At 47.5% G+C, this 25,410-nt stretch carries 21 protein-coding genes; 11 read left to right on the top strand and 10 right to left on the bottom strand.

The genetic code is table 11. The annotated features are described in order from the left end of the window. The 4 genes from BIZ37_RS13995 to BIZ37_RS13980 all read right to left on the bottom strand — a co-directional run. A partial coding sequence (locus tag BIZ37_RS13995; RefSeq protein ID WP_255526759.1) for a DEAD/DEAH box helicase occupies window positions 1-1,395 on the bottom strand: 1,395 nt, incomplete at its 3' end. Between the two features lie 123 nt (window positions 1,396-1,518). Next, window positions 1,519-2,406 (bottom strand): hypothetical protein, encoded by an 888-nt coding sequence (locus BIZ37_RS13990; RefSeq protein ID WP_187462029.1) that lies wholly within the window; start codon window positions 2,404-2,406, stop codon window positions 1,519-1,521. A 279-nt stretch (window positions 2,407-2,685) separates the two neighbouring features. Beyond that, the gene (locus tag BIZ37_RS13985; protein ID WP_187462028.1) at window positions 2,686-2,841 is read right to left on the bottom strand and encodes a hypothetical protein; all 156 of its coding nucleotides are present in this window, start codon (window positions 2,839-2,841) and stop codon (window positions 2,686-2,688) included. Between the two features lie 156 nt (window positions 2,842-2,997). Then, window positions 2,998-3,489, bottom strand: a complete 492-nt coding sequence (locus BIZ37_RS13980) for an NUDIX domain-containing protein (protein WP_187462035.1) — start codon at window positions 3,487-3,489, stop codon at window positions 2,998-3,000. Window positions 3,490-3,732: 243 nt separating this feature from the next. On the opposite strand from BIZ37_RS13980, the gene BIZ37_RS13975 reads away from it, so the two are divergent. Continuing rightward, entirely contained in the window at window positions 3,733-4,200 is a 468-nt protein-coding gene (locus BIZ37_RS13975; RefSeq protein ID WP_187462027.1) for an RNA-binding S4 domain-containing protein, read from the top strand. 73 nt (window positions 4,201-4,273) lie between these two features. On the opposite strand, the gene BIZ37_RS13970 is transcribed toward BIZ37_RS13975, so the two are convergent. Next, a complete protein-coding gene (locus BIZ37_RS13970) occupies window positions 4,274-5,998 on the bottom strand; it encodes a sigma 54-interacting transcriptional regulator (RefSeq protein ID WP_255526758.1) in 1,725 nt (574 codons plus the stop codon). A 602-nt stretch (window positions 5,999-6,600) separates the two neighbouring features. Here BIZ37_RS13970 and ygeW point away from each other — a divergent pair. From ygeW to arcC, 5 genes are all read left to right on the top strand, one after another. Beyond that, the gene (ygeW, locus tag BIZ37_RS13965) at window positions 6,601-7,788 is read left to right on the top strand and encodes a knotted carbamoyltransferase YgeW (protein ID WP_107299772.1); all 1,188 of its coding nucleotides are present in this window, start codon (window positions 6,601-6,603) and stop codon (window positions 7,786-7,788) included. 201 nt (window positions 7,789-7,989) lie between these two features. Beyond that, a complete protein-coding gene (gene dpaL, locus BIZ37_RS13960) occupies window positions 7,990-9,192 on the top strand; it encodes a diaminopropionate ammonia-lyase (protein ID WP_187462025.1) in 1,203 nt (400 codons plus the stop codon). Between the two features lie 176 nt (window positions 9,193-9,368). After that, on the top strand, window positions 9,369-10,580 hold the full coding sequence (locus BIZ37_RS13955) for a YgeY family selenium metabolism-linked hydrolase (RefSeq protein WP_170114923.1): 1,212 nt from the start codon (window positions 9,369-9,371) through the stop codon (window positions 10,578-10,580). A 271-nt stretch (window positions 10,581-10,851) separates the two neighbouring features. Next, window positions 10,852-12,309 (top strand): dihydropyrimidinase, encoded by a 1,458-nt coding sequence (gene hydA / locus BIZ37_RS13950; protein WP_255526757.1) that lies wholly within the window; start codon window positions 10,852-10,854, stop codon window positions 12,307-12,309. Between the two features lie 60 nt (window positions 12,310-12,369). Beyond that, window positions 12,370-13,287, top strand: a complete 918-nt coding sequence (gene arcC / locus BIZ37_RS13945) for a carbamate kinase (protein ID WP_187462024.1) — start codon at window positions 12,370-12,372, stop codon at window positions 13,285-13,287. A 274-nt stretch (window positions 13,288-13,561) separates the two neighbouring features. Here arcC and BIZ37_RS13940 read toward each other — a convergent pair whose 3' ends face one another. Beyond that, window positions 13,562-14,446 carry a LysR family transcriptional regulator gene (locus tag BIZ37_RS13940; RefSeq protein WP_187462023.1) on the bottom strand — a complete coding sequence of 295 codons (885 nt, stop codon included), beginning with the start codon at window positions 14,444-14,446 and terminating at the stop codon, window positions 13,562-13,564. Between the two features lie 148 nt (window positions 14,447-14,594). Between BIZ37_RS13940 and BIZ37_RS13935 the strand changes: the two genes are divergently transcribed. Then, window positions 14,595-15,200 (top strand): short chain dehydrogenase, encoded by a 606-nt coding sequence (locus tag BIZ37_RS13935; RefSeq protein ID WP_187462022.1) that lies wholly within the window; start codon window positions 14,595-14,597, stop codon window positions 15,198-15,200. A gap of 117 nt (window positions 15,201-15,317) precedes the next feature. On the opposite strand, the gene BIZ37_RS13930 is transcribed toward BIZ37_RS13935, so the two are convergent. Continuing rightward, window positions 15,318-15,935 carry a TetR/AcrR family transcriptional regulator gene (locus BIZ37_RS13930; RefSeq protein WP_187462021.1) on the bottom strand — a complete coding sequence of 206 codons (618 nt, stop codon included), beginning with the start codon at window positions 15,933-15,935 and terminating at the stop codon, window positions 15,318-15,320. A 98-nt stretch (window positions 15,936-16,033) separates the two neighbouring features. On the opposite strand from BIZ37_RS13930, the gene BIZ37_RS13925 reads away from it, so the two are divergent. Together BIZ37_RS13925 and BIZ37_RS13920 are read left to right on the top strand one after the other, a co-directional pair. Next, entirely contained in the window at window positions 16,034-17,080 is a 1,047-nt protein-coding gene (locus BIZ37_RS13925; RefSeq protein WP_187462020.1) for an efflux RND transporter periplasmic adaptor subunit, read from the top strand. A 29-nt stretch (window positions 17,081-17,109) separates the two neighbouring features. Beyond that, window positions 17,110-20,199: an efflux RND transporter permease subunit gene (locus BIZ37_RS13920; RefSeq protein WP_222939681.1), complete on the top strand. Its 3,090-nt coding sequence runs from the start codon at window positions 17,110-17,112 to the stop codon at window positions 20,197-20,199. 152 nt (window positions 20,200-20,351) lie between these two features. Here the strand turns inward: BIZ37_RS13920 and BIZ37_RS13915 are convergent, their stop codons facing one another. Both BIZ37_RS13915 and BIZ37_RS13910 read right to left on the bottom strand, forming a co-directional pair. After that, complete coding sequence (locus tag BIZ37_RS13915; RefSeq protein WP_187462019.1) at window positions 20,352-20,768, bottom strand: hypothetical protein; 417 nt, start codon at window positions 20,766-20,768, stop codon at window positions 20,352-20,354. After that, a complete protein-coding gene (locus BIZ37_RS13910; RefSeq protein ID WP_187462018.1) occupies window positions 20,768-21,880 on the bottom strand; it encodes an ankyrin repeat domain-containing protein in 1,113 nt (370 codons plus the stop codon). Before BIZ37_RS13910 ends, BIZ37_RS13915 begins: the two co-directional genes overlap by 1 nt. 521 nt (window positions 21,881-22,401) lie before the next feature. Between BIZ37_RS13910 and BIZ37_RS13905 the strand changes: the two genes are divergently transcribed. Further along, the gene (locus tag BIZ37_RS13905; protein WP_187462017.1) at window positions 22,402-22,785 is read left to right on the top strand and encodes a hypothetical protein; all 384 of its coding nucleotides are present in this window, start codon (window positions 22,402-22,404) and stop codon (window positions 22,783-22,785) included. A 248-nt stretch (window positions 22,786-23,033) separates the two neighbouring features. Continuing rightward, window positions 23,034-24,797, top strand: coding sequence for a glycerophosphodiester phosphodiesterase family protein (locus BIZ37_RS13900; protein ID WP_255526756.1), 1,764 nt, complete (start codon window positions 23,034-23,036; stop codon window positions 24,795-24,797). A 352-nt stretch (window positions 24,798-25,149) separates the two neighbouring features. Here BIZ37_RS13900 and BIZ37_RS13895 read toward each other — a convergent pair whose 3' ends face one another. After that, the gene (locus tag BIZ37_RS13895; RefSeq protein WP_107299781.1) at window positions 25,150-25,368 is read right to left on the bottom strand and encodes a dodecin; all 219 of its coding nucleotides are present in this window, start codon (window positions 25,366-25,368) and stop codon (window positions 25,150-25,152) included. Window positions 25,369-25,410 lie beyond the last annotated feature (42 nt).

The raw sequence follows: 25,410 nt of genomic DNA, 5'->3' as shown, positions 1-25,410 counted from the left end.
GCCGTTGCCGTTGCCGTTGCCGTTGCCGTTAGCTTGACGCTTGCGCTGTTGGCCGCCGTTAGTTTTGCTGCGAGGTTTTTCATCACCTTGCTTAGGCGCATTTCCTTTGCGAGGGCCTGAGTTGCGCTTTGGCTTATTGCTGTTTTCTGAGCGGCGTTCAGTACGTTTTTCAGCACTGTTTCCTGCCGATTCTTTTGGCTTTTTCGGTTTCTTTGGCTTTTTCGTTTTGAGCGGTTTGATCGGCAAAGAGTTCGGTAGCGTGTTGGTTGGCACAAAGCCTACTACATCTTTACGCTCAAGATGCTGCTGGATCAATTGTTCGATAGCGTTCAGCTCTTTGATTTCATCAGCACAAACCAGTGAAACCGCGTGGCCTTCGGCACCCGCACGGCCAGTACGGCCAATACGGTGAACATAATCTTCTGCCACATTTGGCAGGTCGAAGTTAACAACCTGCGGAAGTTGGTCAATATCAATACCACGGGCTGCAATGTCGGTTGCGACTAGAATGCGGATCTCACCGGTTTTGAAGTTTGCCAGTGCTTTTGTACGGGCACCTTGGCTCTTATTACCGTGGATAGCAGCTGCAGTAATGTCACGCTCTTCAAGGTATTTCGCCAAGCGGTTTGCGCCATGCTTGGTACGGGTAAAGACAAGTGCTTGGTTCCACTTCTTTTCTTGGATAAGCTTGGTTAGCAGCGCTGGCTTTTTCTTCTTATCTGTAGGGTAAATCCACTGTTGTACAGTTTTGGCCGTACTGTTGCGTGGCGTAACTGAAATCTCTACTGGATTATTGGTCAGCTCTCGAGCCAGTTCACGGATTTCTTCAGAGAAGGTGGCAGAGAACAGCAGGTTCTGACGCTTGGCAGGAAGCAATGCAAGAATCTTCTTGATGTCACGGATAAAGCCCATATCCAACATACGATCAGCTTCGTCCAGTACCAAGACTTCCAGTTGGTTGAACTTCACAGCGTTTTGACCAATAAGATCCAACAAGCGGCCGGGGGTGGCAACCAGTACGTCGGCACCTTTGCGCATACGCATCATCTGAGGGTTAATTTTCACCCCACCGAAAACTACCGCCGAGCTTAGTGGCAGTTTCTTGGAGTAGGTTGCAACGTTTTCACCGACCTGGGCTGCTAGTTCGCGGGTTGGCGTCAAGACTAGCGCACGGACTTGGTTAGCACGTACGATTGGGCCTTTCGATAAGCGCTCAAGGATAGGCAGGGTAAAGCCTGCGGTTTTGCCTGTTCCTGTTTGTGCCGCCGCCATGACATCCCGACCTTCCAAGACAGCAGGGATAGCCTGAGCTTGAATAGGAGACGGGGTTTCGTAGCCTTGGTTGGCAACAGCTTCAAGAATTGGGGTGCAAAGGCCCAAAGAGGCAAAACTCATAGAAAATTCTCAGTTGGATAAAAGTATGATCTGCCTCACACAGGCAGCAAGCGCGCTAGCTTACAGCAGGATCAGGAAAAGTCCTAATCTTTCAGATTATTCTATGAAGCTAGCGGGGAGATTCTAGGAATCGTTGGGGTCTATCAGGATTTCAAACCGCTCGTTACCGTGAAGGGATTCAAAGTCAGGATCTTCTGCGGCGAGTTCGCGTAGTGATGCGCTGCCAATCACTGCTTGCTCTAAGTCGTTGATAGCGAGCTCTTCCGAGCCTAAACAGGCATAGGCACAAGCACGCTGGTAAAGCGCATGGGCATTGCTAGAATCCAGCTCAAGTACGCGGTTACAGAGGCTAAGTGCCCAGTGATACTCCCTGATCTCCATAACGGCATCAGCCTTGTAGGTCAGGGCTTCCAAATCGCCGGGGCGTATTTTCAAAATATCGTCGTAGACTTCGATCTTCTGCTCTGGGGTCTGTAGGCCCTGTGAACGTAGCCACAAATTGTGGATTTCATTAATTGTTTCAATCTCTTTATTGTTCTGGGCAATGATCCGGGTCTTACGTTTGAGGTCTTGCTCGAGACGCTGGAATTTTTTCTCGTACTGATCGGCAATCGACTGGAGTTGCTGGTCGGCGGCTTTTTTGGTGTTATCCCGAAGCTCACGCAGTGATTGCCAGCCGACGAAGGCAAAGAGTGACGCTGCACCCGCGATGAAGTAAAAGAAGTAGGTTACTGTGACATTGGCATAGTTCATCGACTTATCAGCAACCGCCAGTTCCCGGTCGGTAATTTCAATCACCATTCTGCGCTCAAGGTCTTGTTGTTCGATACGCAGCGCCTTTAGCTCATCCAATACATAGCGTTCCATCAGTGGGCGCTCCAACACGCCTTCAAGCTTTTTTTCGGAGTTTGGCTGTGTGACTGCTGGCTGCTCTTCAGACATAGCAAGGCTGGGTATCACCAGAAAAGCGGTGAGAAGTAGGGTGCGCAGGAGCAAGGATAATAGAGACATGGCCACTTCCCTCAAAGTCGCTGTGAGCGATGTACTTTAAGGAATACTAGTTAATGGTTGAATTTACTACAAAGTAGAAGTGGGCTGACCCCGAGCCAATGAGTCTTAGGTAAGAAAAGCGCTGATGGCCTGAGAAAGTTGATTGCTTACTAACAACGAGGCACAGGAAGATATTGGTTGGCGGCCAAAAACTTGGTTACCACCAGCGCTGGAGAGACGTCGAATTAGGATTGGTCTTCAAAGCAAGCTAAAAGGCTATAGCGGCCATTTAGCTTGATGTTAGTCTTCCAAACCACCTTCTTTTTGTACGCTAGCCAACATTGCCTTACGCTTCAGTTCTTTGTCGGCTTCTTGCTGGCAACTAACACGGTTAGCTTCTTCGAAGCTGGTTTCTGCGTTGTTTGAAAAAACATAATCTTTATTAAAAGTCAGCATGACGTTTACCCTCAAGTCATCATGTTGTTTACGACATACATCCTGTCTTGATTTGGTTAAAAAACCATCATCCCTGATTAATTATTTTAAGGAGGAGGAAGGAGGCGTAGTTCACACTTTCCTCGCTCCTGTAGGCGTAGAGCGACCGAATTGCTGTCAATCTATACCCAGTAATTTCAGTGCGATTCTGGCCGAGTCGAAAGCAAACTCATCCGGGGATATTTCATTTTTCTTTACCCAGCGGATAGCGGCAACATCATCATTTGCTTGCATTTTTGGCTTGTTATCTAGTGTGATGTGAAAGAAGGCATCACAGGTTTTGTATTCGATACCACGGTAAACGTAGGTGTTGGATGCCGACCCCATGTAGTGAATATTGTTAGGCTGAAAGCCCAGTTCCTCTTGCAGTTCGCGGTAAAGGGCTTGCTCTAACGATTCGTCATAATCGACAAAACCACCGGGAAAATCGAGCATGCCTTTACTTGGATTGCGCCCTCGTTCTGCCACTAACACTTCATCACCACAGCAGATAACTGCCAAAACGGCTGATGCGGTATTGTGGAAATAGGTGAACTGGCAGTGTTCACAGCGAAAAGCTTTGGCATCGCTACGAGTGAGGGAGGCTTGTCCGCAAGAGGGGCAGTACATGTGTTGACCTACTAGAAAGCAATCGATAGAGAAACGAGCGGCGAAGTATACCAAACTAAACAATAACCTGACCATATCAGAGCCATCTCTGCCGTTTTAGTACAACCTAAAACGATTAAGGGGGAGTCGTTCATTATTTAGCTTGGTATTACTCAAACCCGTGAATGCCAAGCGTGATTGGGTTAAAATTCAGTTAGCGCTCCGGCGTCAGTTAAATTATCGAAGTCACCACTGGTTAGAAAAATGTCTGAAGAACACGAAGAATATGAAGTTGAAGCCCTTGGCGTTGAGGTGAATGCCCAACCGATTGAGCTTTATAAGGTGTTGAAAATTGCCAACGCCGTAAGTGGTGGCGGTGAAGCCAAGTTCGCAATTGCCGAAGGTTATGTCGCGGTAAACGGCGAACTGGAACAACGTAAACGCCGTAAGGTGTACGACGGTGATGTCATTGAGTTCAACAATGAGTTCTACCTGGTGCTTTGCGACCAGCCAGTAACCGAGGTGGTGGAGAAGCCGAAAAAAGCGGCTGAACCAAAGCCAGCCCCACGTGCTAAGTCAGCGTCTAAGCCTTCAAAGGGCAAAGGGCAGGGGGCTAAAGCGAAAGCCGGCTCTCAAGGCAACCGTTCCAAAGGAAATAAAGCCAACTCAGGTAAGCCTGCAGCCAAAGGCCCTGCAGACAAAGCAACAGGCCGTAAGCCGATAAGCTTCTAAAGGCTAAGAGCTCTAAAGAAAGGCCGCGTATTTGCGCGGCCTTGCTGTATGGGGAGGGGCAATGGAATCCTTATCAGGTCCTGTGGTTGCTAAGCCCGTATTTTTTTATTTTGCGGTATAGGGTCGCAATCCCAATCCCGAGCTCTTCTGCAACCATCTTGCGGTTGCCAAGTCGTGCGATGGCCTCTTCAATTCGGATCTTCTCCATTTCTTCCAGGCTCATCGAGCAATCGTCGCTTAAGACTTCCTGTGGGCTGGTTGCTTCAGGGGTCTGCTCAAAATACGGAGGCAATAAGTCGACGTCGATCTGGTCGCCTTCTGGAACGACATTGACGAGATACTCCACTAAGTTGCTTAGTTCACGCACGTTCCCCGGCCAATGGTAGGCATTGAGGCGGCGCATCGCTTCAGCACTGATCCCCGGGTAGGTTACCCCGATCTTTTGGGTGTGATGCTCAAGGAAGTAGTTGATCAGCAGCGCGATATCGCCTTCGCGTTCTTTTAGCGGCGGAAGGTGGATAGGGATAACGTTAAGGCGGTAATACAAATCCTCACGGAACTTGTTGGTGGCGATCATCTCCTGAAAATTACGGTTGGTTGCCGAAATAATGCGGATATCGACCGGAACGGATTTGTTCGAGCCTATCGGCATGACTTCCCGCTCTTCTAGTACACGTAATAACTTGGCTTGCAGAGTCATCGACATATCGCCGATTTCATCGAGGAACAAGGTGCCTTTGTTAGCAGCCTTAATAAGGCCAGTTTTGCCCTTGGTAGAAGCACCGGTAAAGGCGCCTTTGACATAACCGAACAGCTCACTTTCCAACAATTGATCAGGAATCGCAGCACAGTTAATCGCGATAAATGGATAGTTTTTACGATCACTTAGGTTATGGACCGCATTGGCGATAACTTCCTTACCGGTACCACTTTCACCGTTGATAAGCACGCTAGATGGGCTACTGGCGATACGGGTGATCAGCTTTTTCAGTTGGCGCATCTTGGTACACTCGCCGATAACGGTGGCGAATTGTGGTTCATGATCTGGGATCATCAAGGCGCTATTGGGCTGATGGTAAGCCATTAAAAATAATTGGTGGCCGTGGGCATTGTAAAACTGCCCAACTAATAATTCCTGACGCCCACCTAGCGAAATAATATGTTGCTGGTGGCCTTTCATTTCATTGTTATGAAGCGACAGCGGTTGAATATTAATTTCGAGGGTGTGCAGCCCTTCCTGAGTAATATTCAGGTTGTTGAGCGCGGGCTGGTTACCGTATTTTACCCGATTGTTTTCATCGAGAACTAATACGCCTTGGTCCATGTTTTCAATAAGATTAGTAAACACCTCATCGAGACCTTCACTGTTACTGTTTTTCTCGACGACTTTAGACACCACAATTTGGGCGATGTGTTTAATGTAGTCTGAGAAAAGTTGGACATTATCCTTGATTCTTTCACGCGACTCTTCGGTAAACGCGACAAGGCTGATGACTCCCAGGCACCTTTCTTCAATCATGATCGGTACGCCCAGAAAGGCCATTTCACGACAACCGTTTTTGTTGGTACACCCTTCGCATAAAGGATCGGTGCGAGATTTGACAACAACTTTTTCTTCATGTGTTTCAAGGATGTATCTAAATATCCTTGAGCTGGTGTTCAGTTTCTTTCCAAAAAACTTACTGTAGGGACCCGTGCCAGCAATTCGGACCAAATCGGCATCGACGACTTCGGCATCGATTTTCAACACCGCCGACAACATCTGGGTGAAGCGGAGGATGGTTGGTTGCAACTGCATTAATTCTGAGGGTCTTGGTGTGTTCAGCATATTGACTGGCTTATTCCTTTAATGACCGAATTAACATAAAGAAAAACTGCTTTATGCTGTTTGATATGTGTCAGGGTTTTTCAATTGAAAAATTCGAAATGAAATATTTTGCTAGCAATGTCACATGGGAATATCAATATGATAATCCCTCTTTTTTATCACTATCATTTTGGTCTAGAGAGTTGATACCTCGGTGATAGCTGATATTTCTATTGCCCCGACTTTCTTTATGAAGGTTCAATACTTCTCAATCTCCCGTCCCAGTATTCATGCGGCTTTTCAACGACTAACAATAATTTTAGTTTTCAGCATTCAATGTTGGCACAGTTGTTGATTGTACTGAATTAAGTTCCGAAATATTTATCTTTGTTAACCCTTAATTTAAGCCTGAAGTTTTACAAGGCATTAGCGTCAACTCTTGTCCTTCTAAGCAATCTCAGTGCCTTAAATCAAAACCAAATCAATGATCGCTGATTGAGCAATGCCAAAGGCTGTCATTACCCATTAAGCGACTGGCCCGTGAAGTAAAGCGCCGCCAGGAACGTATAACAATTGAAACCGGGAAGAAAAACATGAAGAGCATCAACGAACTGATCAAGGAAATTAATGAGCTTAAATCTGAACTGCACGACAAAGATTTTCTGTTGACCTGGGAGCAAACCCCGGAAGAGCTTGAGCGTGTATTGAAAACGGCCCAAGCCCTTAAATCAATGCGCCAGGAAAACATCGCGACAAACGTGTTTAACAACGGCCTCGGAATTTCTCTATTCCGTGATAACTCAACCCGTACCCGCTTCTCCTATGCTTCAGCTATCAACATGTTAGGCCTTGCCCAGCAAGACCTAGATGAAGGCAAATCACAAATCGCCCACGGCGAAACAGTCCGCGAAACAGCCAACATGATCTCATTCTGTGCCGATGCCATCGGTATCCGCGATGACATGTACCTAGGCGCGGGTAATGCTTACATGCGTGAAGTTGGCGAAGCGTTGGATGACGGCGTGAAAGAAGGCGTACTTCCTCACCGTCCTGCACTGGTTAACCTACAGTGTGATATCGACCACCCAACCCAGTCTATGGCTGACTTGGCATGGCTGGAAGAGCACTTCGGTGGCCTAGACAAGCTAAAAGGCAAGAAAATTGCGATGACTTGGGCCTACTCGCCAAGCTACGGCAAACCGCTTTCTGTGCCTCAGGGCATCATCGGCCTAATGACCCGCTTTGGTATGGACGTCACTCTGGCTCACCCAGAAGGTTATGACTTGATCCCTGAAGTTGTTGAAGAAGCTCGCAAGAATGCAGAAGCCTCTGGCGGTAGCTTCACTCAGGTTGCCAGCATGGAAGAAGCATTCAAAGACGCAGATATCGTATATCCGAAGTCTTGGGCGCCTTACCAAGTGATGGGCCGCCGTACCGAGTTGCTACGTGCCAACGACCATGATGGTCTAAAAGCATTGGAAAAAGAATGTCTTGCACAAAATGCTAACCACAAAGACTGGCACTGTACTGAAGAGATGATGAAGCTGACCAAAGCGGGCGAAGCCCTTTATATGCATTGCTTACCAGCGGATATCACTGGCGTATCGTGTGAAGAAGGTGAAGTGGAAGAGTCGGTATTTGAGAAGTACCGCATCGCGACTTACAAGGAAGCGAGCTGGAAGCCATACATTATTGCGGCAATGATACTAAACCGTAAATACCAGGAGCCTGGGCATATTCTGCAAGAGCTACTGGATGATGCGAAGAAGCGCGTTAAATAACCGCTTAGGGCATCGATACTTTTCCTGCCTTGGTGCATTCGTCTTGGCTCATCCGTGATGGTGTTACAGGGCAGGGGAAACCCTAGTCGATCTATCTGTATCTTTATGCTTGGGCATGCTAGCCCATTAGCGGGGGAGTTATACCCTTGGGTTATTTCAGGCCCCCGCCTTTTTCTTTCTCTTATTTTATGAGGTCTGGTCGTGTCTACGTTCACTCTTAAAATGGAGATTGCCGATAACCGCCACTATAACGGTCAGCTATCTCCACTATTTACCGCCGCTGAAGCGGAAAAAGCCCGCGCTTTCCACCAAGCTGTGGAAGGCTACCAGCCGACACCATTACATTCTCTAGACTGCCTGGCCAAAGCAATCGGTGTTGGCAAAATCCTAGTCAAAGATGAAGCCTACCGCTTCGATCTGAACGCATTCAAAATGCTGGGGGGCGCCTATGCGATTGCCCGCCTGCTATGTGATGAGTTCAAGCTTGATATCAATGCGTTTGATTTCGATAAGCTGAAAAACGACATCACAGAAAAAATGACCTTTGCTACCGCAACCGATGGTAACCACGGACGTGGTGTGGCTTGGGCTGCTAATAAACTCGGCCAGAATGCCGTGGTCTACATGCCTAAAGGTGCGGCTGACGAGCGTGTTAACAATATCCGTGCCTTGGGCGCTGAATGTATTGTGACCGACATGAACTACGACGATACCGTCCGTTTGGCTATCAAAACTGCCGACGAGAATGGTTGGAAGGTCGTGCAGGACACTGCTTGGGAAGGTTACACCGAAATCCCTACCTGGATCATGCAGGGTTACACCACCATGGCGGCGGAAGCTGTCGATCAAATGAAAGCAATGGCTGTTGAACGTCCTACCCACGTTTTCCTACAGGCTGGTGTCGGCGCAATGGCCGGCGGCGTGCTGGGCTACCTTTGTGACCAATACGGCCCTGACAAATTGCACTCTGTTGTTGTCGAGCCTGACCAAGCTGACTGTATCTACCGTTCTGGTATCAGTGAAAAAGGCGAAATGATCAATGTTGATGGTGACCTTGCCACCATCATGGTTGGCCTGGCTTGTGGTGAGCCTAATCCTATCGGCTGGCCTGTATTGCGCGATTGCTCCACCCAGTTTGTTTCTTGCCAGGACAGTGTTGCGGCACTTGGTATGCGTGTCCTTGGTAATCCATTAGGTGAAGACCCAAGGGTTGTGTCTGGTGAGTCTGGTGCTGTAGGAGCTGGTTTGCTTGCCGCCGTTCACTTCCATCCAGAAAAAGAAAAACTGATGGAGAAAATGGGCCTCAACCAAGACTCTGTCGTGCTGTTGATTAACACCGAAGGGGATACCGACCCTATCCATTACCGCGAAGTCGTGTGGGGCGGTAAACACCAAACCATTTGACCCTTTATGTCTGCTAGTTAGCGCAATATCTGCACTAACTAGCATCACTAAATGCACAAAGCAATCTACCAAGAATTTTAAATTTCGTACCTTGTTGGTGTCATCTATAGGCAGGGTGCCGTGAAAATCGATCATATCGGGTGTGATGACCACCGCCCGGTTCAAGGAGAATTATAATGAACATCCCATTTGCCCAAGTACTGGAAAAAGCCCAAGACTACAAAGCGGACATGACCCGCTTCCTTCGTGACATGATTGCCATCCCAAGTGAAAGTTGTGACGAAGAAAAAGTAGTACTTCGCATCAAAGAAGAAATGGAAAAAGTCGGTTTCGACAAAGTAGAAATCGACCCAATGGGCAACGTACTGGGTTGGATTGGTCACGGTCCTCACCTTATTGCGATGGATGCACATATCGATACCGTTGGTGTGGGTAACATGGATAACTGGGACTTCGACCCATACGAAGGTATGGAAGATGACGAAGTGATCGGTGGCCGTGGTGCATCGGATCAGGAAGGCGGCATGGCGTCTATGGTTTACGCCGGTAAGATCATCAAAGATCTTGGCCTTGAAGACGAATACACCCTGCTAGTTACCGGTACTGTTCAGGAAGAAGACTGTGACGGTCTGTGCTGGCAGTACATCATCCAGGAAAGCAATATCCGCCCTGAGTTTGTTGTATCTACAGAGCCTACTGATTGCCAGATCTACCGTGGCCAGCGTGGCCGCATGGAAATCCGTGTTGATGTATCCGGTGTTAGCTGCCACGGCTCAGCGCCAGAGCGTGGTGACAACGCCATCTTCAAGATGGGCCACATCCTAGGTGATATCGAAAAACTGGCTTCTAACCTTGGTGACGACCCATTCCTAGGCAAAGGCACACTAACCGTTTCTGAAGTTTTCTTCACTTCACCAAGCCGTTGTGCGGTTGCCGATAGCTGTGCAGTTTCTATCGACCGTCGCCTGACTTGGGGCGAAACTTGGGAAGGTGCTATCAAGGAAATCGAAGAGCTTGAAGCGGTTAAGAAGTTCGGCGGTAAAGTATCCATGTACAACTACGACCGCCCAGCCTACACCGGCTTGGTTTACCCAACTGAGTGCTACTTCCCAGCATGGAAGATCGACGAAGATCATGTTGCAACCAAGACCCTGGAAGCTTCTTACGAGCTACTGTTCGACAAGAAACCAACGGTTGATAAGTGGACCTTCTCAACCAATGGCGTATCTATCATGGGCCGCTACGGGATCCCAGTGATCGGCTTCGGTCCTGGTAAAGAGCCAGAAGCACATGCGCCAAACGAGAAGACTTGGAAAGATCATCTAGTTACTTGTGCCGCAATGTACGCTGTTATTCCTCAGATGTATCTGAAAGAACTGAAGAAGTAATAAAACGTGACGGGTAGGGCACTATGCTCTCTGTGCTCTGCCTGTCCACCCTTTTCCGTCCTGGGGGCGCCGACCGCTCTGCCTAACGTTGGCCACATATCCCCCCCAGGATGGATTTCTTTTTTAGGCAGGCATTTTCTGTTTCTTTTGTCCGTTAAACCTGAAGCCTCAAAGCTAAGCCTCTAATCCCAGCGGGCAAACGAAACAGCATCCTTTTTATACCTTGACGTTATTTGGGTATAGGAATTCTTAGGCAGAGAAGGAATAAAGTATGTTTTCCGCGGCGTCGAAAAAAACATCAGAAACTCAAGCGGCGATCCTGACCCAGCCCCGTCCGGGGATATTGTTGATCCGCCAGGGGATAGTGGTCGATCACCAACAGGCACAAAAAGCCGATATCCTTATCGTTGACGGCAAGATCGCCGATATTGCCCCTGAAATCCATATCATTCCCAAGCAGTGTGAAATCATTGAGGCGGCGGGATTGTATGTGATGCCTGGCGGTATTGATGTCCACACCCATTTTAATATTGATGTCGGCATTGCGCGCAGTTGCGATGATTTCTTCTCCGGCACCCGCGCAGCTGCCTGCGGCGGCACCACTACTGTTGTTGACCATATGGGCTTTGGCCCAAAAGGGTGTAGCCTCCACCACCAGTTGAATGTCTATCAGCAATACGCCAAGGAAACGGCCGTTATCGACTATAGCTTCCATGGGGTGATCCAGCACGTAAATGATGAGATCCTCGCTGAAATGGCATCGATGGTGGAAGAAGAGGGGATATCCAGCTTCAAGTTGTACCTGACTTATGGTTACAAGCTCGATGACGAAGAAGTGCTAAAGGCACTGATCCAACTCAAGCAAGTTGGTGCGCTTGCGACGGTGCACCCTGAGAACGATGCCGCCATTGCCTTGCGCCGTACCCAATTGCTAGAACAGGGCAAAACCGCACCCAAATACCACGCGGTAAGCCGTCCTCTAGAGTGCGAAGCTGAAGCCATAGCCCGGATGATTAACCTCGCCAAATTGGCTGGTGATGCACCGCTATATATTGTTCATCTTTCCAATGGACTTGGCTTGGATTACGCGCGCCTTGCTCGTGATAACCATCAGCCTGTGTGGGTTGAAACCTGCCCGCAGTATCTGATGTTGGATGATAGTTGTTACGAAAGGGAAGACGCATTGAAGTTCATCCTCAGTCCACCGTTGCGTCCAGCCATAGAGCGCGAGAAGCTTTGGCTCGGGCTGGTGGATGGCAGCATCGATACGGTGGCCACCGACCATTGTTCGTTTACCTATCACGATCAAAAGCAACGTGGCAAAGACAATTTCAGTGCTTGCCCAAATGGGATGCCCGGCGTTGAAACCAGAATGCCGTTGCTGTTCTCAGAAGGTGTCATGAAAGGGCGGCTTAGCCCAAGTCGTTTTGTCGAGTTGACCAGTTACCTGCCAGCCAAGCTGTTTGGCCTATATCCGCAAAAGGGCGCATTACAGGCTGGATCTGATGCCGACTTGGTGCTGTTCGATCCGGAACAAGAAGTCTCAATCAAACACGAATTACTACACGACAACGCAGATTACACCCCGTTTGAAGAAATCCAAACCCAAGGCTGGCCAGTGATGACCATCAGCCGTGGGGACGTTGTAGCGTGTAATGGCGAATTTACGGGGAAAGCCGGGAATGGCCGCTTTATTCGCCGCAAACCGTTCGATGCCAGTGCGCTGTAAACCGTCACGAACGGGTAGGGGTGACAGCCCCAAACGACAAGGATAATTCAAGGAGTAATTATGAACACCCCAACCAAGAAGAGTACTGCTGTTGTCGCCTTAGGGGGAAATGCACTGTTGCGTCGTGGCGATGCGCCGAGTTTTACCAACCAGCTTGCCAATATCAAGATTGCTGCCAAAGCAATTGCCGAGATTGCCAAGGAATACCAGGTTGCGATTGTCCATGGTAATGGGCCTCAAGTTGGTTTGTTAGCCCTTCAGAATCTGGCCTACGACAAGGTCCAGCCATATCCGCTCGATGTTCTGGGCGCTGAAAGTGAAGGCATGATCGGTTATATGCTGGCGCAAGAGCTGCAAAACCTTATGCCGGATACCGAAGTATCCAGTTTGTTGACCCGTATCGAAGTCGATCCGAACGACCCGAGCATGCTAGATCCAACCAAGTTCGTTGGCCCAGTTTATAACGAAGAAGAAGCAGGCATATTGGCGGAAGCCAATAACTGGACTATGAAACGAGATGGCGAGTTTGTCCGCCGCGTCGTACCGTCGCCGAAACCACTGAACATCATAGATAAGAAATCTATCGAGACGTTATTGGGCGCGGGCGAAATCGTGATCTGCTGTGGCGGTGGCGGGATCCCTGTACGCAAAACCGACTACGGCTATACCGGTGTGGAAGGGGTGATCGACAAAGATCTTGCTGCTACTTTGCTTGCCAAGCAACTTAACGCCGACAAACTTTTGATCTTAACCGACGCCGATGCTGTCTACTTGGACTGGGGCACAGAGAACCAGCGCGCACTTCGTGCAGCAACCCCCGCACAGTTGAGCGAGTACCAATTCCCAGCGGGCTCAATGGGCCCGAAAGTGGAAGCCGCTGCTGATTTTGCCCAGTTCGGCGGCAGGGCCTATATTGGCGCCTTGGAAGAAGGGCTGGATGTATTGGCTGAGAAAGCAGGGACTTGTGTTAGCGCATAGGTACTAGTAGAGCCTTTCTGGTATTAGATAAAAAGAGCCCTCCAGTAACGGAACAGTTATTATCTGACCGATTACTGGAGGGCTCTGACTTACATAAACAAGAACATTATTCACTTCTCACAGAGAGGAAAGGAGAAGTGCTAAAACGATATCTACAAATGGCTATAAAATACAGTCACATATATTTAACTGGCATTCAGTTTAAATAAACTGCTGCGCTTTTTAGGCAGGACACCACTACCTATTGAACCTGTTTTGAAGTCTCTTAGGCGCATCACTCAACCTCCAGCAAAGACACGACCCACTGCTGTAACGGGTCGTCATGGTAACGTGGGTGCCAAGCCGCAATGACATCAAAGCTGTCGGGGGAGTGGTCGAGTGGAATCGTGACCACATCCAATGATTCAATGGCCCTTGATGGTAGGAAGGCGATGGAGTCTGTGGTTTCAAGATACATAGGGACAATAGAAAAGCAGGGCGCAGAGATAACCACATTTCGCTTTAGACCAAATTGCGAGAACCAATCATCGATAGATCCCTTGAAATTAGGACGGGATGGCGAGGCGATAATCGTCGGGTATTCGGCCACTTCAGCCAGAGAGGGCTTTTTCCCTGAAATTGATGAACGCGGTGATGTTACGCAGACATGGTGTTCCTCGAACAGCTTTAAAACCCGGTAGCTTTGTGGAATGTAATCAGGGAAAGCAATGGCTAAATTCACCTTGCCACCTTCCATTAAGTCATGAAGCGTGTCTATTTCAAAATCCCTAACGATTAACTTCAGTTTGGGGGCTTGGAGCCTAAGCTTTGCAATTAATGGAGGTAGGACAACCTGCTGGGCATAATCGGTAGCAGATATTACAAACGTCCCCTTGGCCTTTTCTGGTGAGAAGCGGCTAGTTGCCATTAGTGCGCTGAAATCAATCAGCAGCTTATCAACTTTGATTGAGAGTTCTTGCGCAAATGGCGTGGGAACAAAGCCGTTGGTTTTCCTGACGAATAACCTGTCATCAAACACATCCCTGAGCTTTTTAAGATGCTCACTGACCGCTTGTTGGGTCAATCCAAGCTGGCTTGCGGCTTTGGACGCGTTCTCTTCACGGATCAAAGCTTGGAAAACCCTCAATTGCTTTATGTCTAATCGATCTAGCCGGCCCATTCTTCACCTTATTACAAAAAACGTTATAGTTTGATTGTACGTGATAACAAGTTTGGCTTGTATCATGTACAAAATCATATTGTTTCTGTTTGTTTTAGTGGTTCGTTAAAGTCTCTCCATCGAACGAATCCAAAGGCTGGAGAGAAATATGAAAACTGTCATTCTAATTGGTGCACTGGGCAAAATGGGTCAAGCGGCATTGACCGGTTTAGGTAACTACAAGGTGATCACAGCGGGCCGCTCTGGTGCTGTTGATCATATTGTGGACATTACCGATGAGAAATCCATTGAGGCCCTGTATCAGAAAGTCGGCCACTTTGATGCGGTTGTCAATACTGTTGGCTTTTGTGAATATGCGACGTTTGCCGAGATGACTGAAGCGCAGTGGATGACAACCGTTATGAGTAAAATGATGGGCCAAATCAACCTTGTACGAATCGGTCAAAAATACATTGCTGATGGTGGCTCGTTCACTTTAATCAGCGGTATTTTGAATGTTAAGCCCATTCCCTATGCCATCGCCGATGCCACGACAAGCGGTGCGATCGATACCTTTGTAAAATGTGTTGCCTATGAAATGCCACGTAATACGAGGATCAATGTGGTTAACCCAACCGTCCTTGCCGAAGCATGGGATGTGTATGGCGAGATGATGCCGGGCTTCGAGCCGGTACCGGGAAAGTTAGTCGGCAAGGCGTTTGAACGTTCGGTTGATGGATTCATCAATGGTGAAGTGATTTTTGTCGATGCCTAGCGTTAAGTCCTAGCTATACAAACAGCAACCCAGTTATCGGGTTGCTATTTTCGTCGATGAAATAGCGTACTCACTTACAGCCATCGGAACGATATCTAAGCCTGCAAATTGAATCGGTTATTGCTCAGTGTATACCGCCTTCATATTGTTTAGCGTCATTTGCAAGAAATCATCCATGATCAACTGAGCTTCGCCTTCATCAAAACTGGTGGCAAGGTTTATCGCTGATGTCATGAGTACCACATTGAGCAGTACTTTCCTTTCAAGGCTTGCGGTGTCTTTCAGGCTCAATTTGCTGCCAAAATTTTCACACAGTTTCCTTACGCTTTTTTTCGATTCTTCAACACTCAACTTCCACAGTTCAGGATCGGACTGGATCGCCAGGTTGAGCTTTATACGGTAAGGCTCAGTCTTGTGCAGCTCCCAGTAATTGTACGAACCCTGTTCAATGATTGTCTCAATCGTCGCGTCCGAGTTAACCATAGCTTCCATCACAAGCCGGTTATCATCTTCAAACATCTGCAAGGTAAGCTCGCGCATAACCGATTGTTTATTTGGGAAATAACGATAAAGCGCGGTTGGCTTCATTGCCGCACGATCAGCAATATCCTTCATGGTGAATTGGTCGATCCCACGATCTACGATGAGATCTTTCGCCGCGTTTAGGATTTCATTAACCCGATTAATGCTTCGGGTTTGCTCCGGCTTCTTCCGGATAGATTGGGTGTTTTTCATATTCATGGCTTGACTATAAACGAAAAGTGAAGGATAGTCACGTTCTCAAAACGTGAATAACCTTCACGTATTGGTTAAACAAGAATGTTGGAATTGTCATGAACAAAGCAACCTCAGCCCTTCTTCTCGGTGCGCTAGTGCTATCGGGGTGCACAGAAGAGGAAACCCAGACAGCAGATGTACAAAATGTGCGGCCTGTAATGTTAATCAGACCCAAACAAAGCTCTTCAATTATTGAGTACTCGTTACCGGCAATTGTGGAAGCTTCCACAACGCGCGAGCTGAGCTTTCCCGTCAGTGGGCAAATCGTCGAATTAAATGTAAAAGAAGGTGATGAGGTGGCTCAGGGGCAAGTTATTTCCCAGCTAAACGTCCGCCAATTTGACAATAGGCTCCGATCCGCCAAGGCCGATTTAGAGGCGATAAAGCTGCAACATAGCCGAGTGGAAAAGCTACTTAAATCCAATGCGATTGCCAGGCAGCAGTTTGATCAAATTACTGCCGATTTAGAAAAAGCAAAAGCAGCCTATGACAGTGCAAAGAAAGATCGAGAGGATGCGGTTTTAGTCTCCCCCTTTGACGGCATTATTTCGATTACCCACAAGAAAAAGCTTCAAGCGGTTTCTGGCGGGGAGCCTATTGTCACCCTCGATACCTTTGGTGATGCCGAAGCGGTCGTCAACATTCCTGCCAATGTGGTTGCCTTTGAAAAGCAGTATGAGCTGATAGAAACAAAGACAATTTTGGATGTTATGCCAGAAACGCCCATTGCCTCCACGTTGGTTGAGATATCGACGCAGGCTGATGTCAGGTCTCAAACTTACCAAGCGAGGTTTAGTTTTTCCCCGCCTGAAGACCTGACCATATTGCCCGGTATGACTGCAATGGTTAAAGCCAAGGTCGATTACAAAGACAACTCGGTCAAAGGGGTGTTGTTGCCTGTTTCTGCCGTAATGTCCGATGACGGTGGTCATTACGTGTGGGTGTTTAACCAAGAAAACCAGACAGTCAGCAAACGGTATGTATTGGTCGAGCAGGGGGTAAGTGAGAAGTTGCTGGTAATCGAGGGGTTATCACTTGATGACAGGGTAGTTGGAGCCGGCGGTGCTTTCTTATTTGACGATATGAAAGTTATCGAGCTTTAACAGAATGAAATTAGCAATAGGTAATAACCATGATTAACCCAGCAGTGGTGTCGATAAAAAATAAGTTGCTGATGGTGATATTTATCCTCGCCACCTTATTTGCCGGCTGGCAGTCCTATCAAACGATGCCCCGGTTTGAAGACCCGGAATTTGTTATTCGTTCTGCCATTATCCTCACGGAATACCCGGGAGCAACACCGATGGAGGTGGCAAATGAAGTCACGGAACCTCTTGAATCGGCTATTCAGGAAATGTCAGAGATAGAAGAGATCGTGTCGACATCTTCCGACGGGCTTTCCCGTATCGAAGTGTTGGTGAAGTACAACGCCGCGCCGACAAAAAACGAACTACAAAGCGTGTGGAATAAGCTTAGGAACAGAGTCAATGACTCACAGTACCTGCTCCCTGCTGAAGCACACAGCAGTTTTATTAATGACGACTTTGGTGACGTTTACGGTATTTATTACTTATTGACCGGAGAGGGCTATTCGAACCGGCAATTAGAAGACTATGCCAAGCAGCTAAGAACGCGGATTCTTGCGATTGATGGGGTGGCAAAGGTTACCCTGACTGGGATTCAACAAGAAGCGGTATATATTGAGTTTTCCAAGCAGCGAGTCAATGCACTTGGCATATCGCTCAGCCAAATTCTAGAGTCCCTGCAACAACAAAATAGTGTTGTCTTTGCCGGTAATGCCAAGCTAGATACGCTGCGTTCGACAATTCAATTACCTAATACCGTCTCTTCCGTTGAATCGCTGGAATTTCTGCATGTCGCGACAGACACTGACGGAACCATCGTCTACCTGAAAGATGTTGCGACCATTTCTCGCGAAGTGCAGCGTCCCCTAGTTCATGAAGTCAGGTACAACGGTCATCCTGCCATCGGATTTGGTATAGCCAATGTCTCTGGTGCCAATGTCGTGGAAGTGGGAGAGATGGTGGATGCCGAACTGAAATCATCGGTAGAACTGCAACCTGTCGGGATGGAAATGCATGAGTTCTACCATCAAGGCAAAGTCACTGAAGTCGCCGTTAATGATTTCGTCGCCAATGTGTATCTGGCGCTTGCGATTGTGCTGGTGACCCTGATGATATTTATGGGAATCAAGCCTGCACTGATCATCGGTGCGACCCTAATTTTGACCATTGCTGCTACGTTGTACACGATGCAGATTAGCGAAATACCAATGCATCGAATCTCATTGGGGGCTTTGATCATCGCCCTGGGGATGCTGGTTGATAATGCGATAGTGGTCACTGAAAGTGTTTTCTCAAACAAACGCAGTACTGCCAAGCTAGAGCTGTTGAAAACAGTGGTTCAGCGTTCTATGTGGCCTTTATTGGGAGGGACACTGGTTGGCATCTTGGCGTTCGCACCCATTAGTTTGTCAGAGGGTGACTCTGCAGAATATACACGGCACCTTTTCTTTGTGGTGCTGATTTCCCTGATGTATAGCTGGGTCTTTGCAATAACGTTTGTTCCCTTTTTGTGCGAGCTATTGATCAAGGGGGACACCATAGGTGCCAACCACAATGAGCCTGCATTTATACAAAAATACAAAAAGTTCATGCAGGTTATACTGCGCCACCGCGTTAAGACCGTTGTTATCACCGTGCTACTGTTTTTCTCTTCGATATACACTGCGCAATATATGAAGCCGGGTTTTTTCCCGACTTCGACGACCCCGCAATTTGTTGTGGACTATTGGTTACCACAGGGAACGGATATAGACATAACTCGGCGTGATTTGCTGGATATCGAGCAGCAATTAATGGAGCTCGAAGGTGTCACCGGTGTTCAAACCTTGGTCGGGGCAGGGGCGATGCGTTATATGCTCATCTATCAAGGAGAAAGTGAAAACACCGCATACGGCCAGTTTTTGGTGAAAATGGATGATTTGGAGAAGGTAAAGCCCACCATAGAGAAGGTGCAGAAGCTAATTGATGAGAATTACGCCGATGCTCTGTCCAAGGTATGGCAGTTCCAATTGGGGCCGGGCGGCGGTTCGAAGATAGAAGCTGAGTTCAGCGGCCCTGATCCTGTTGTGCTGAGGCAACTTGCCGAACAAGCAAAATTGATCATGGTTGACGACGGAAAGGCGATGTCAATTAAAGACAACTGGAGGCAACCTGTCCGAGTCATCCAACCGAATTATGACCCAACTCTGGCAAACCGGTTGGGGGTATCGAAACAAGATATCGCAAGTGCCTTGCTGGTGAATTACACCGGTCAGCAAATTGGTACTTACCGTGAAGACGACCGGTTGCTTCCGATTGTCGCGCGGGCACCGATAGCTGAAAGGGATAACATCGATAATATCGGTCTTTTGCAGGTAACGAGCAGTACGACCGGAGAACAAGTCCCGCTGATGCAAGTTGTGCGATCTTTTGAAACGGTGTGGCGTGATGGTTTGCTCAAGCGTGAGGATCGGGTATGGCGTATCAAAGCCCAATCAGATCCAGTTGCCGGTGAGCTAGCCGGAACCCTGTTCGCTAGGCTCAAGCCAAAGATTGAAGCGATTGAGTTACCGCCGGGCTATTCACTCGAATGGGGTGGCGAGCATGGCGATAGTACCAAAGCCAACCAAAACCTTGCAGACGCAATACCATTTAGCGTGTTGTCGATGATACTGGTTACTGTTGTTTTGTTTAACAAAGTCAGGCAACCACTGCTAATTTGGTCAATTGTACCTCTGGCCACCATCGGTGTTGTTTATGGTCTGGTTCTGACGGGGACCCCATTTGAGTTCATGGCGATTCTAGGGCTGTTATCTCTATCTGGTTTGTTAATCAAAAATGCCATCGTACTTGTCGATCAAATGGACTTGGAAATCTCTGAGGGCAAGCCCAGATATACGGCGGTATTGGATTCTGCTGCAAGCAGGGTCAAACCGGTAATGATGGGGGCACTGACGACGATATTAGGTGTATTACCGCTATTCTATGATGCCTTCTTCCTGTCGATGGCGGTGGTATTAGTATTCGGGTTGACAGTGGCAACACTATTAACACTTGTCGTTGTCCCTTCGCTATACATGATTTTCTTTGGAATAAAGGAGGATGAACGATTAAATAATTGCCAGGAGTTGTCTTCGCATGCAACTACACCTGTTTAACTAGTGATTTTGTTTAACTTTTGTTTATGAAAGTTCCTAACTTGAGGCCATTGGTTAAGGCGGCATTTAAATAGAATAAATCCCTGGTGATTGGATTCATTTTATTTTGCGTTGAGCAAGCCGCCTTATGAGGTCTGTTTTAAAGCAACTCGCTACTGTGCTTTGGTAGGCCTCGGCCTACCTTTTTTTATTGGCTCAACAAGGTACCTCTCAATCTTGAATGGGGTGGAGCTTAAATCGACCACCCATTGCTCCTTAACGGTATGGTCGAATATTTCTCCCGACAAAGCACGGGCTTTGAAATCCAGCATGAAGTCAATTTGATACCGGTTGTCAGCCATCACACTATATTTGAAGTCATAAGGATGGTGGTGCAACGAGCCAGGCTCAAAAGTTGCCCTGTTGTTGGCCATCCAAGTTTTGAATCCACTTATTCCATCAAATACCTCTCCGTGGAATTCAAAATGGCACTCTTCACTGAGGTATTGAGTAAAGAAACTGTCGTCGGCCAGTTGATCAAAAGCGGCAAAAATATCATTGATAATTGGTTCCAATTTTGGCTTGGACATTACTCACCGTCCTCCAAGAGTTCGACGATATCGCTATAGCCAAATTGCTCTGCCAGTGCTTTTGGTGTTAACCCGTCAAAAGCGACAATACTGGTATCCGCGCCTGCTTCAATCAGGACTTTAGCCGCCTCGGTGTGGCCGTGCCAGATAGCATCATGCAGCGGTGTGTAACCGTTATTTGGACCCATCGCATCCAATACTTCCTTGAATCCTTCGTATTGAGAAAGCAGCGTCAGCATATCGGCCCGACCAAAATAAGCCGCTTTGTGTAAAGGAATCGCAGCCATGTAGTTGCCAGGGATAGTTTGGTCGGCACCCGCCTCGAGCAAGGCTTTCGCAATCTCGTAGTTGCCGTTCCGGGCTGCGACCAGAAGTGCGGTGTGGAAGTCACTACCTACCTTGAGAACAGGGGAAACTGCATTGACATCAGCTCCTCCTTTGATGAGTGCTTGAATATTTGCCAGCTTTTCTTCGTCGGTTGACTCCGTATCAAGGACCAAAGCAGTAAAGATGGCACTGTCATTTTTGGCCTGGCTGTTTAGTTCAGCGGTGCGTTTATCAAACAGTTGGTTTATCTGCGCGATATCAGCGATGGCTGCTTTGTCTTCAGGGTTTGGACCGAAGTCATTGAAATCTTTGGCCGACATACCAAATGCCGCTACTAAGGTTGTGTCAGTATCCGGCAAACTAAGAAGGTATTCTACGCCTTCGATGTTGCGGTACCATACCGCCAGCATCAGTGGGGATGCGCCTAGTCGCACGGATTGAAGGTTCACGAATGCGCCATGTTCAACCAGCATCTTTAGCATCTCGACATTATGGGCCTGAGCGGCAAAGTGAATAGGGGCATTTCCCATCAATGGGTCCAAAGCGTTGACATCTGCTCCTTCGGCAATCAACTTTTTGGCCTGTTCCAAATTACCTTCGACAACAGCAAGGTGTAATGGGGTTAGGTTACGGAAGACATCTTTTTCTACACTAGGCTGGTAAAGTGCGCCTGTCGGGGTATCTGCTGCCCTCATTGCGTCTGTTTGTGATGACAGAGCAGGGAGTGAAAAAGATAAAAAACCGATCGTTAACGCTGATGCTAGGGTACGTTTTGCAAACTTCATTAAAAATATCCTTTAACTGACTTTTAGCTGAATATTTCAAAAATATTGGCTTAATTTCTATGACTTATAAATCAAAGGGGAAATGTTTTATTTAACCTTTTTCTTTATTATGAAAATAAAAGTAATAATTACCTTTTAACGAAGGTGTATACTTTGTTAAAATCACGGTTATAGTTTTGCTCAAATACTTACTTGATGCCATAAACTAGACGTTAATCTCGAGGAAACCAAAGGTTAATAACTGATTTTTTAAGTTAATACTTTAATATTCAGCGCCTTATGCTGGATTGGTGTGGTGAGCGTACTGGTGTGATTCTGTAGAAAAGTATAATAGGAATAAGTACTGTGGCTATATTGAAAGAAATGAGCCACTGTGTTTTTTCAAATAATTAAGAAAAAATAAAAAGAGGCAGTTTGAACACTTAAATGTTTACCCTATTTTAATGGCCTCTATGGGTTTAGCCACTTCGCATGATGAATTAATATTTATTATGTAAGAGGACCCAAAAAAGGCGCTGCCCATGAATCAGAATGCCCAACAACTTCTGAAAACACTTTGTGCAGAGTACGATAGCTTGTCGCAAAAGTATCAAGATCGGCCATTTCCAGAGTTTTCGGAAACCATCCAAAATGAATTAGGTTACTGTTTGGTTCGCTGCCCAGTAGGGAGTCAGCGATTCTCTATTGTGTCTGTACGCTTTGCTTCTGCGGTAAGGGGACAAGGGGTGTTAACTGCATTTATCGATTATATCAGGAAGCACCCTTATCATTATAACGGTATTGAAGTCGCAACTATAGAGAATAAAGGCTTGGCCAAGCGGCTGCTTACCCTTGGCTGGCAGTATAAATCCCGGTTCAGCAAATTCTTTTTTGCAAATACGCCAACGTTAATCCAAGACTTTTAAATTGAAGTCTATGACGGTGATATCAACAACGACGATAGAGGGTGGTTGAGAACAAACCGCGAAAGCCCGCCTGTACCCATGCTTGCCAGTAATCACCTTCGCGGGCACCCAAGCTATTGAGGTGTTATCATAGCTATAGAATGATAATACAACCTTGGCGAAACACACTTTTGAGCTACGCATTTTTCCATCGCGGACGACATATCCTCTATTTCATTTGGCACCGGCTTAGAACTAGCGGGTTTCAGATGCTAACCAGTTTCCTTTTTGTTCGCTGTACATTGTTGACCTTGTTTGTCCCGCTAGACATCTGGATCAGTTCCAAGTTGATGTCACTCCATGGCGTGAGTGCGATTGCCAACCAGGAACTGTTGGCATTCTTCCTGTCACCCGCAGGCTTTTTGCTCAGCCTCTGGCTCATTACTCAGTTGAGCTTTGCCTTTTTCGTCGAGCATTCAACGATTAGTATCTTGTTGGCCCAGCATGATTTGGGAAAACGCTCGATAATGGATACCTTTGGGCTGATCCTCCAGCGCAGTTTTCGCGTTGCCAAGGTGGTCCTTGCCCAGTCGTTAGGGATCAGTCTGCTACTTTCTACCTTAGTTTGGTGCGGGCGTTGGCTTTATGGGCTTATGCTCAATGACTGGGATATTAACTATTACCTCAGCCATCAGATGAGTTCTTTGTGGCTAGCTGTTGGCCTGCTGGTATTGATCACGCTGCCGATAGTCTTGTTGGTTCTTCGCTACTGGGCCAGCTGGTGGCTTGCATTGCCACTTAGCCTATTCCAGAACTGCTCCCAATGGCGCCTGTTCAAGCAAGCCCAGCGCCTCAGCCAGGGCATCTATATCCATATCCTATTAGGCCATGTTGCATGGTTACTGGGCCGGGCTGTGATAATTGCCGCTATAGGCACGAGCATCCTGTTTGTGCTTGAACCCATATTGCACTGGGCGACTTATGATCCCGAGCGGTATCCGTGGTTGATGGTGGCAACGGTTGTGCTGATTGGTGTCGCTTTTCTATTGAGCTTTATCGACCGGTTTATCTACGCAAGTTGCCAGTACTACGTCTTGCGCCTGCAGACAAGGCGCTTGAAGTTAGTCAATGAAGAAGAGCGCTTTGCCGGCCTAATGCAAAACACCCAGCGCCGAGTTTTGCTTGGCGGCGTAATGGTGGTGTTTACCGTCTTTGCTTCATTTAACGGCTACTCCGACGTACGCCACTTTGTCGGTCATTTGCAGACCAATACATCGGGATATGTTACCGCTCACCGTGGTGGTGGATTTGCCTATCCCGAAAACAGTGAGGCGGGTATCCTATACGCTATTTCATTGGGTATCCAAAGCACCGAGATTGATGTGCAAATCACCAAAGATGAGCAGGTGGTCGTATTCCACGACCGTGATTTGGGCCGGATGCTGGGTTCACATCTGGTAGTGGAAAATGCCTCCTATGCTGAGATTGTCGCTGCATACCAGCAACAGGATCTGACACCGCCGCCTTTGTTGACCCATCTATTGGATAATTACGCCAGTGATATTGAGTTTAATATCGAACTCAAACGGTATAACCGAAGCTTTGGTCTGGCCAAGGCAATGGCTGAGTTACTACCGAATTATCGGCAGGCCATGATTGTTTCGAGCCTGGATACCGACTTGCTAGCAGAACTGATGAATATGCTGGCGGAAAAGCGGCCTGAGCAATTGCGATATGCTCTGATATACGCGGCAAGCGTCGGTGAATCGGACCTTGAACGCGAGGTGGATATGTTGATGGTTAGCGACCAATGGCTTGATGCCTGGCGAATCATTGAAATCCAGCAGCGCGAGCAAGAGGTGCTGGCTTGGACCATCAACAATGCAGCGGCAATGCAGCGGCTGTTCCTGCTAGGGGTTGATGGCATTATTACCGACGAGCCTAAACTGGCGCAGGAAGCTAAACAGAATATCGAAGAGATGGATTTCTCTGAAAGGGCTTTGCGAACATTGCGGCACTGGTTGTTGCTGTAATAAAAAAAAGGGGCGCAAACATATAAATGCCCCAACTGTTCAATGTAGTAACAGAAACTGATGTCTTTCAATGAAGCTAGAGTTTTCCAATTGATAATTGGCTGGTAATACGCGCTTGGTATTAAAAAAAGGGGAGTTAACCTCCCCAGACAGTCGCTTATCTAAAATAGGTGATAAACACAATCAGCAATCATTGATTTGGATTTAACAATCAACTTTCGACAGGGATAATGTTACGAAATGGGTGGGCAGACAAGATCAATGGTGAGGATTTGATATATCTTTTATGGGATTTTATATCTTTATAAATCCCATAAATTATTTAACTTCATGGTGTTAGCTAGCCTTAAGCCTATTCCTCCAGCGTAAACCCGATTTTGATAGTCACCTGCCAATGGGCTACTTTGCCGCCCATGATATGACCACGGGTCTCGACGACTTCGAACCAGCGCATGTTGTTTACCGTTTCATTGGCGCGTTCGATGGCGTTGCTTATAGCATCTTCAATGCTAACGGGAGATGAGCCAACCAGTTCCATTTTCTTGTAGGTATGATGATTCGAGCCACTCATAACAGTCTCCTGATATTAACAGTCGATTAAGTGTAGTTGGTT

The organism is Photobacterium sp. BZF1, from assembly GCF_014349205.1.
In the GTDB taxonomy this organism is placed as follows: Bacteria; Pseudomonadota; Gammaproteobacteria; order Enterobacterales; family Vibrionaceae; genus Photobacterium.
This window is presented reverse-complemented; position numbering and strand designations above follow the sequence as displayed.

Coding starts and splice junctions, on each gene's coding strand:
- hydA (WP_255526757.1), top strand. CDS start 10,852: ATGTTTTCCGCGGCGTCGAAAAAAACATCAGAAACTCAAGCGGCGATC.
- BIZ37_RS13900 (WP_255526756.1), top strand. CDS start 23,034: ATGCTAACCAGTTTCCTTTTTGTTCGCTGTACATTGTTGACCTTGTTT.
- BIZ37_RS13940 (WP_187462023.1), bottom strand. CDS start 14,446: ATGGGCCGGCTAGATCGATTAGACATAAAGCAATTGAGGGTTTTCCAA.
- BIZ37_RS13920 (WP_222939681.1), top strand. CDS start 17,110: ATGATTAACCCAGCAGTGGTGTCGATAAAAAATAAGTTGCTGATGGTG.
- BIZ37_RS13935 (WP_187462022.1), top strand. CDS start 14,595: ATGAAAACTGTCATTCTAATTGGTGCACTGGGCAAAATGGGTCAAGCG.
- BIZ37_RS13970 (WP_255526758.1), bottom strand. CDS start 5,998: ATGCAGTTGCAACCAACCATCCTCCGCTTCACCCAGATGTTGTCGGCG.
- BIZ37_RS13980 (WP_187462035.1), bottom strand. CDS start 3,489: ATGTACTGCCCCTCTTGCGGACAAGCCTCCCTCACTCGTAGCGATGCC.
- BIZ37_RS13975 (WP_187462027.1), top strand. CDS start 3,733: ATGTCTGAAGAACACGAAGAATATGAAGTTGAAGCCCTTGGCGTTGAG.
- BIZ37_RS13990 (WP_187462029.1), bottom strand. CDS start 2,406: ATGTCTCTATTATCCTTGCTCCTGCGCACCCTACTTCTCACCGCTTTT.
- BIZ37_RS13930 (WP_187462021.1), bottom strand. CDS start 15,935: ATGAAAAACACCCAATCTATCCGGAAGAAGCCGGAGCAAACCCGAAGC.
- BIZ37_RS13895 (WP_107299781.1), bottom strand. CDS start 25,368: ATGAGTGGCTCGAATCATCATACCTACAAGAAAATGGAACTGGTTGGC.
- BIZ37_RS13915 (WP_187462019.1), bottom strand. CDS start 20,768: ATGTCCAAGCCAAAATTGGAACCAATTATCAATGATATTTTTGCCGCT.
- ygeW (WP_107299772.1), top strand. CDS start 6,601: ATGAAGAGCATCAACGAACTGATCAAGGAAATTAATGAGCTTAAATCT.
- BIZ37_RS13910 (WP_187462018.1), bottom strand. CDS start 21,880: ATGAAGTTTGCAAAACGTACCCTAGCATCAGCGTTAACGATCGGTTTT.
- BIZ37_RS13955 (WP_170114923.1), top strand. CDS start 9,369: ATGAACATCCCATTTGCCCAAGTACTGGAAAAAGCCCAAGACTACAAA.
- arcC (WP_187462024.1), top strand. CDS start 12,370: ATGAACACCCCAACCAAGAAGAGTACTGCTGTTGTCGCCTTAGGGGGA.
- BIZ37_RS13985 (WP_187462028.1), bottom strand. CDS start 2,841: ATGCTGACTTTTAATAAAGATTATGTTTTTTCAAACAACGCAGAAACC.
- BIZ37_RS13905 (WP_187462017.1), top strand. CDS start 22,402: ATGAATCAGAATGCCCAACAACTTCTGAAAACACTTTGTGCAGAGTAC.
- BIZ37_RS13925 (WP_187462020.1), top strand. CDS start 16,034: ATGAACAAAGCAACCTCAGCCCTTCTTCTCGGTGCGCTAGTGCTATCG.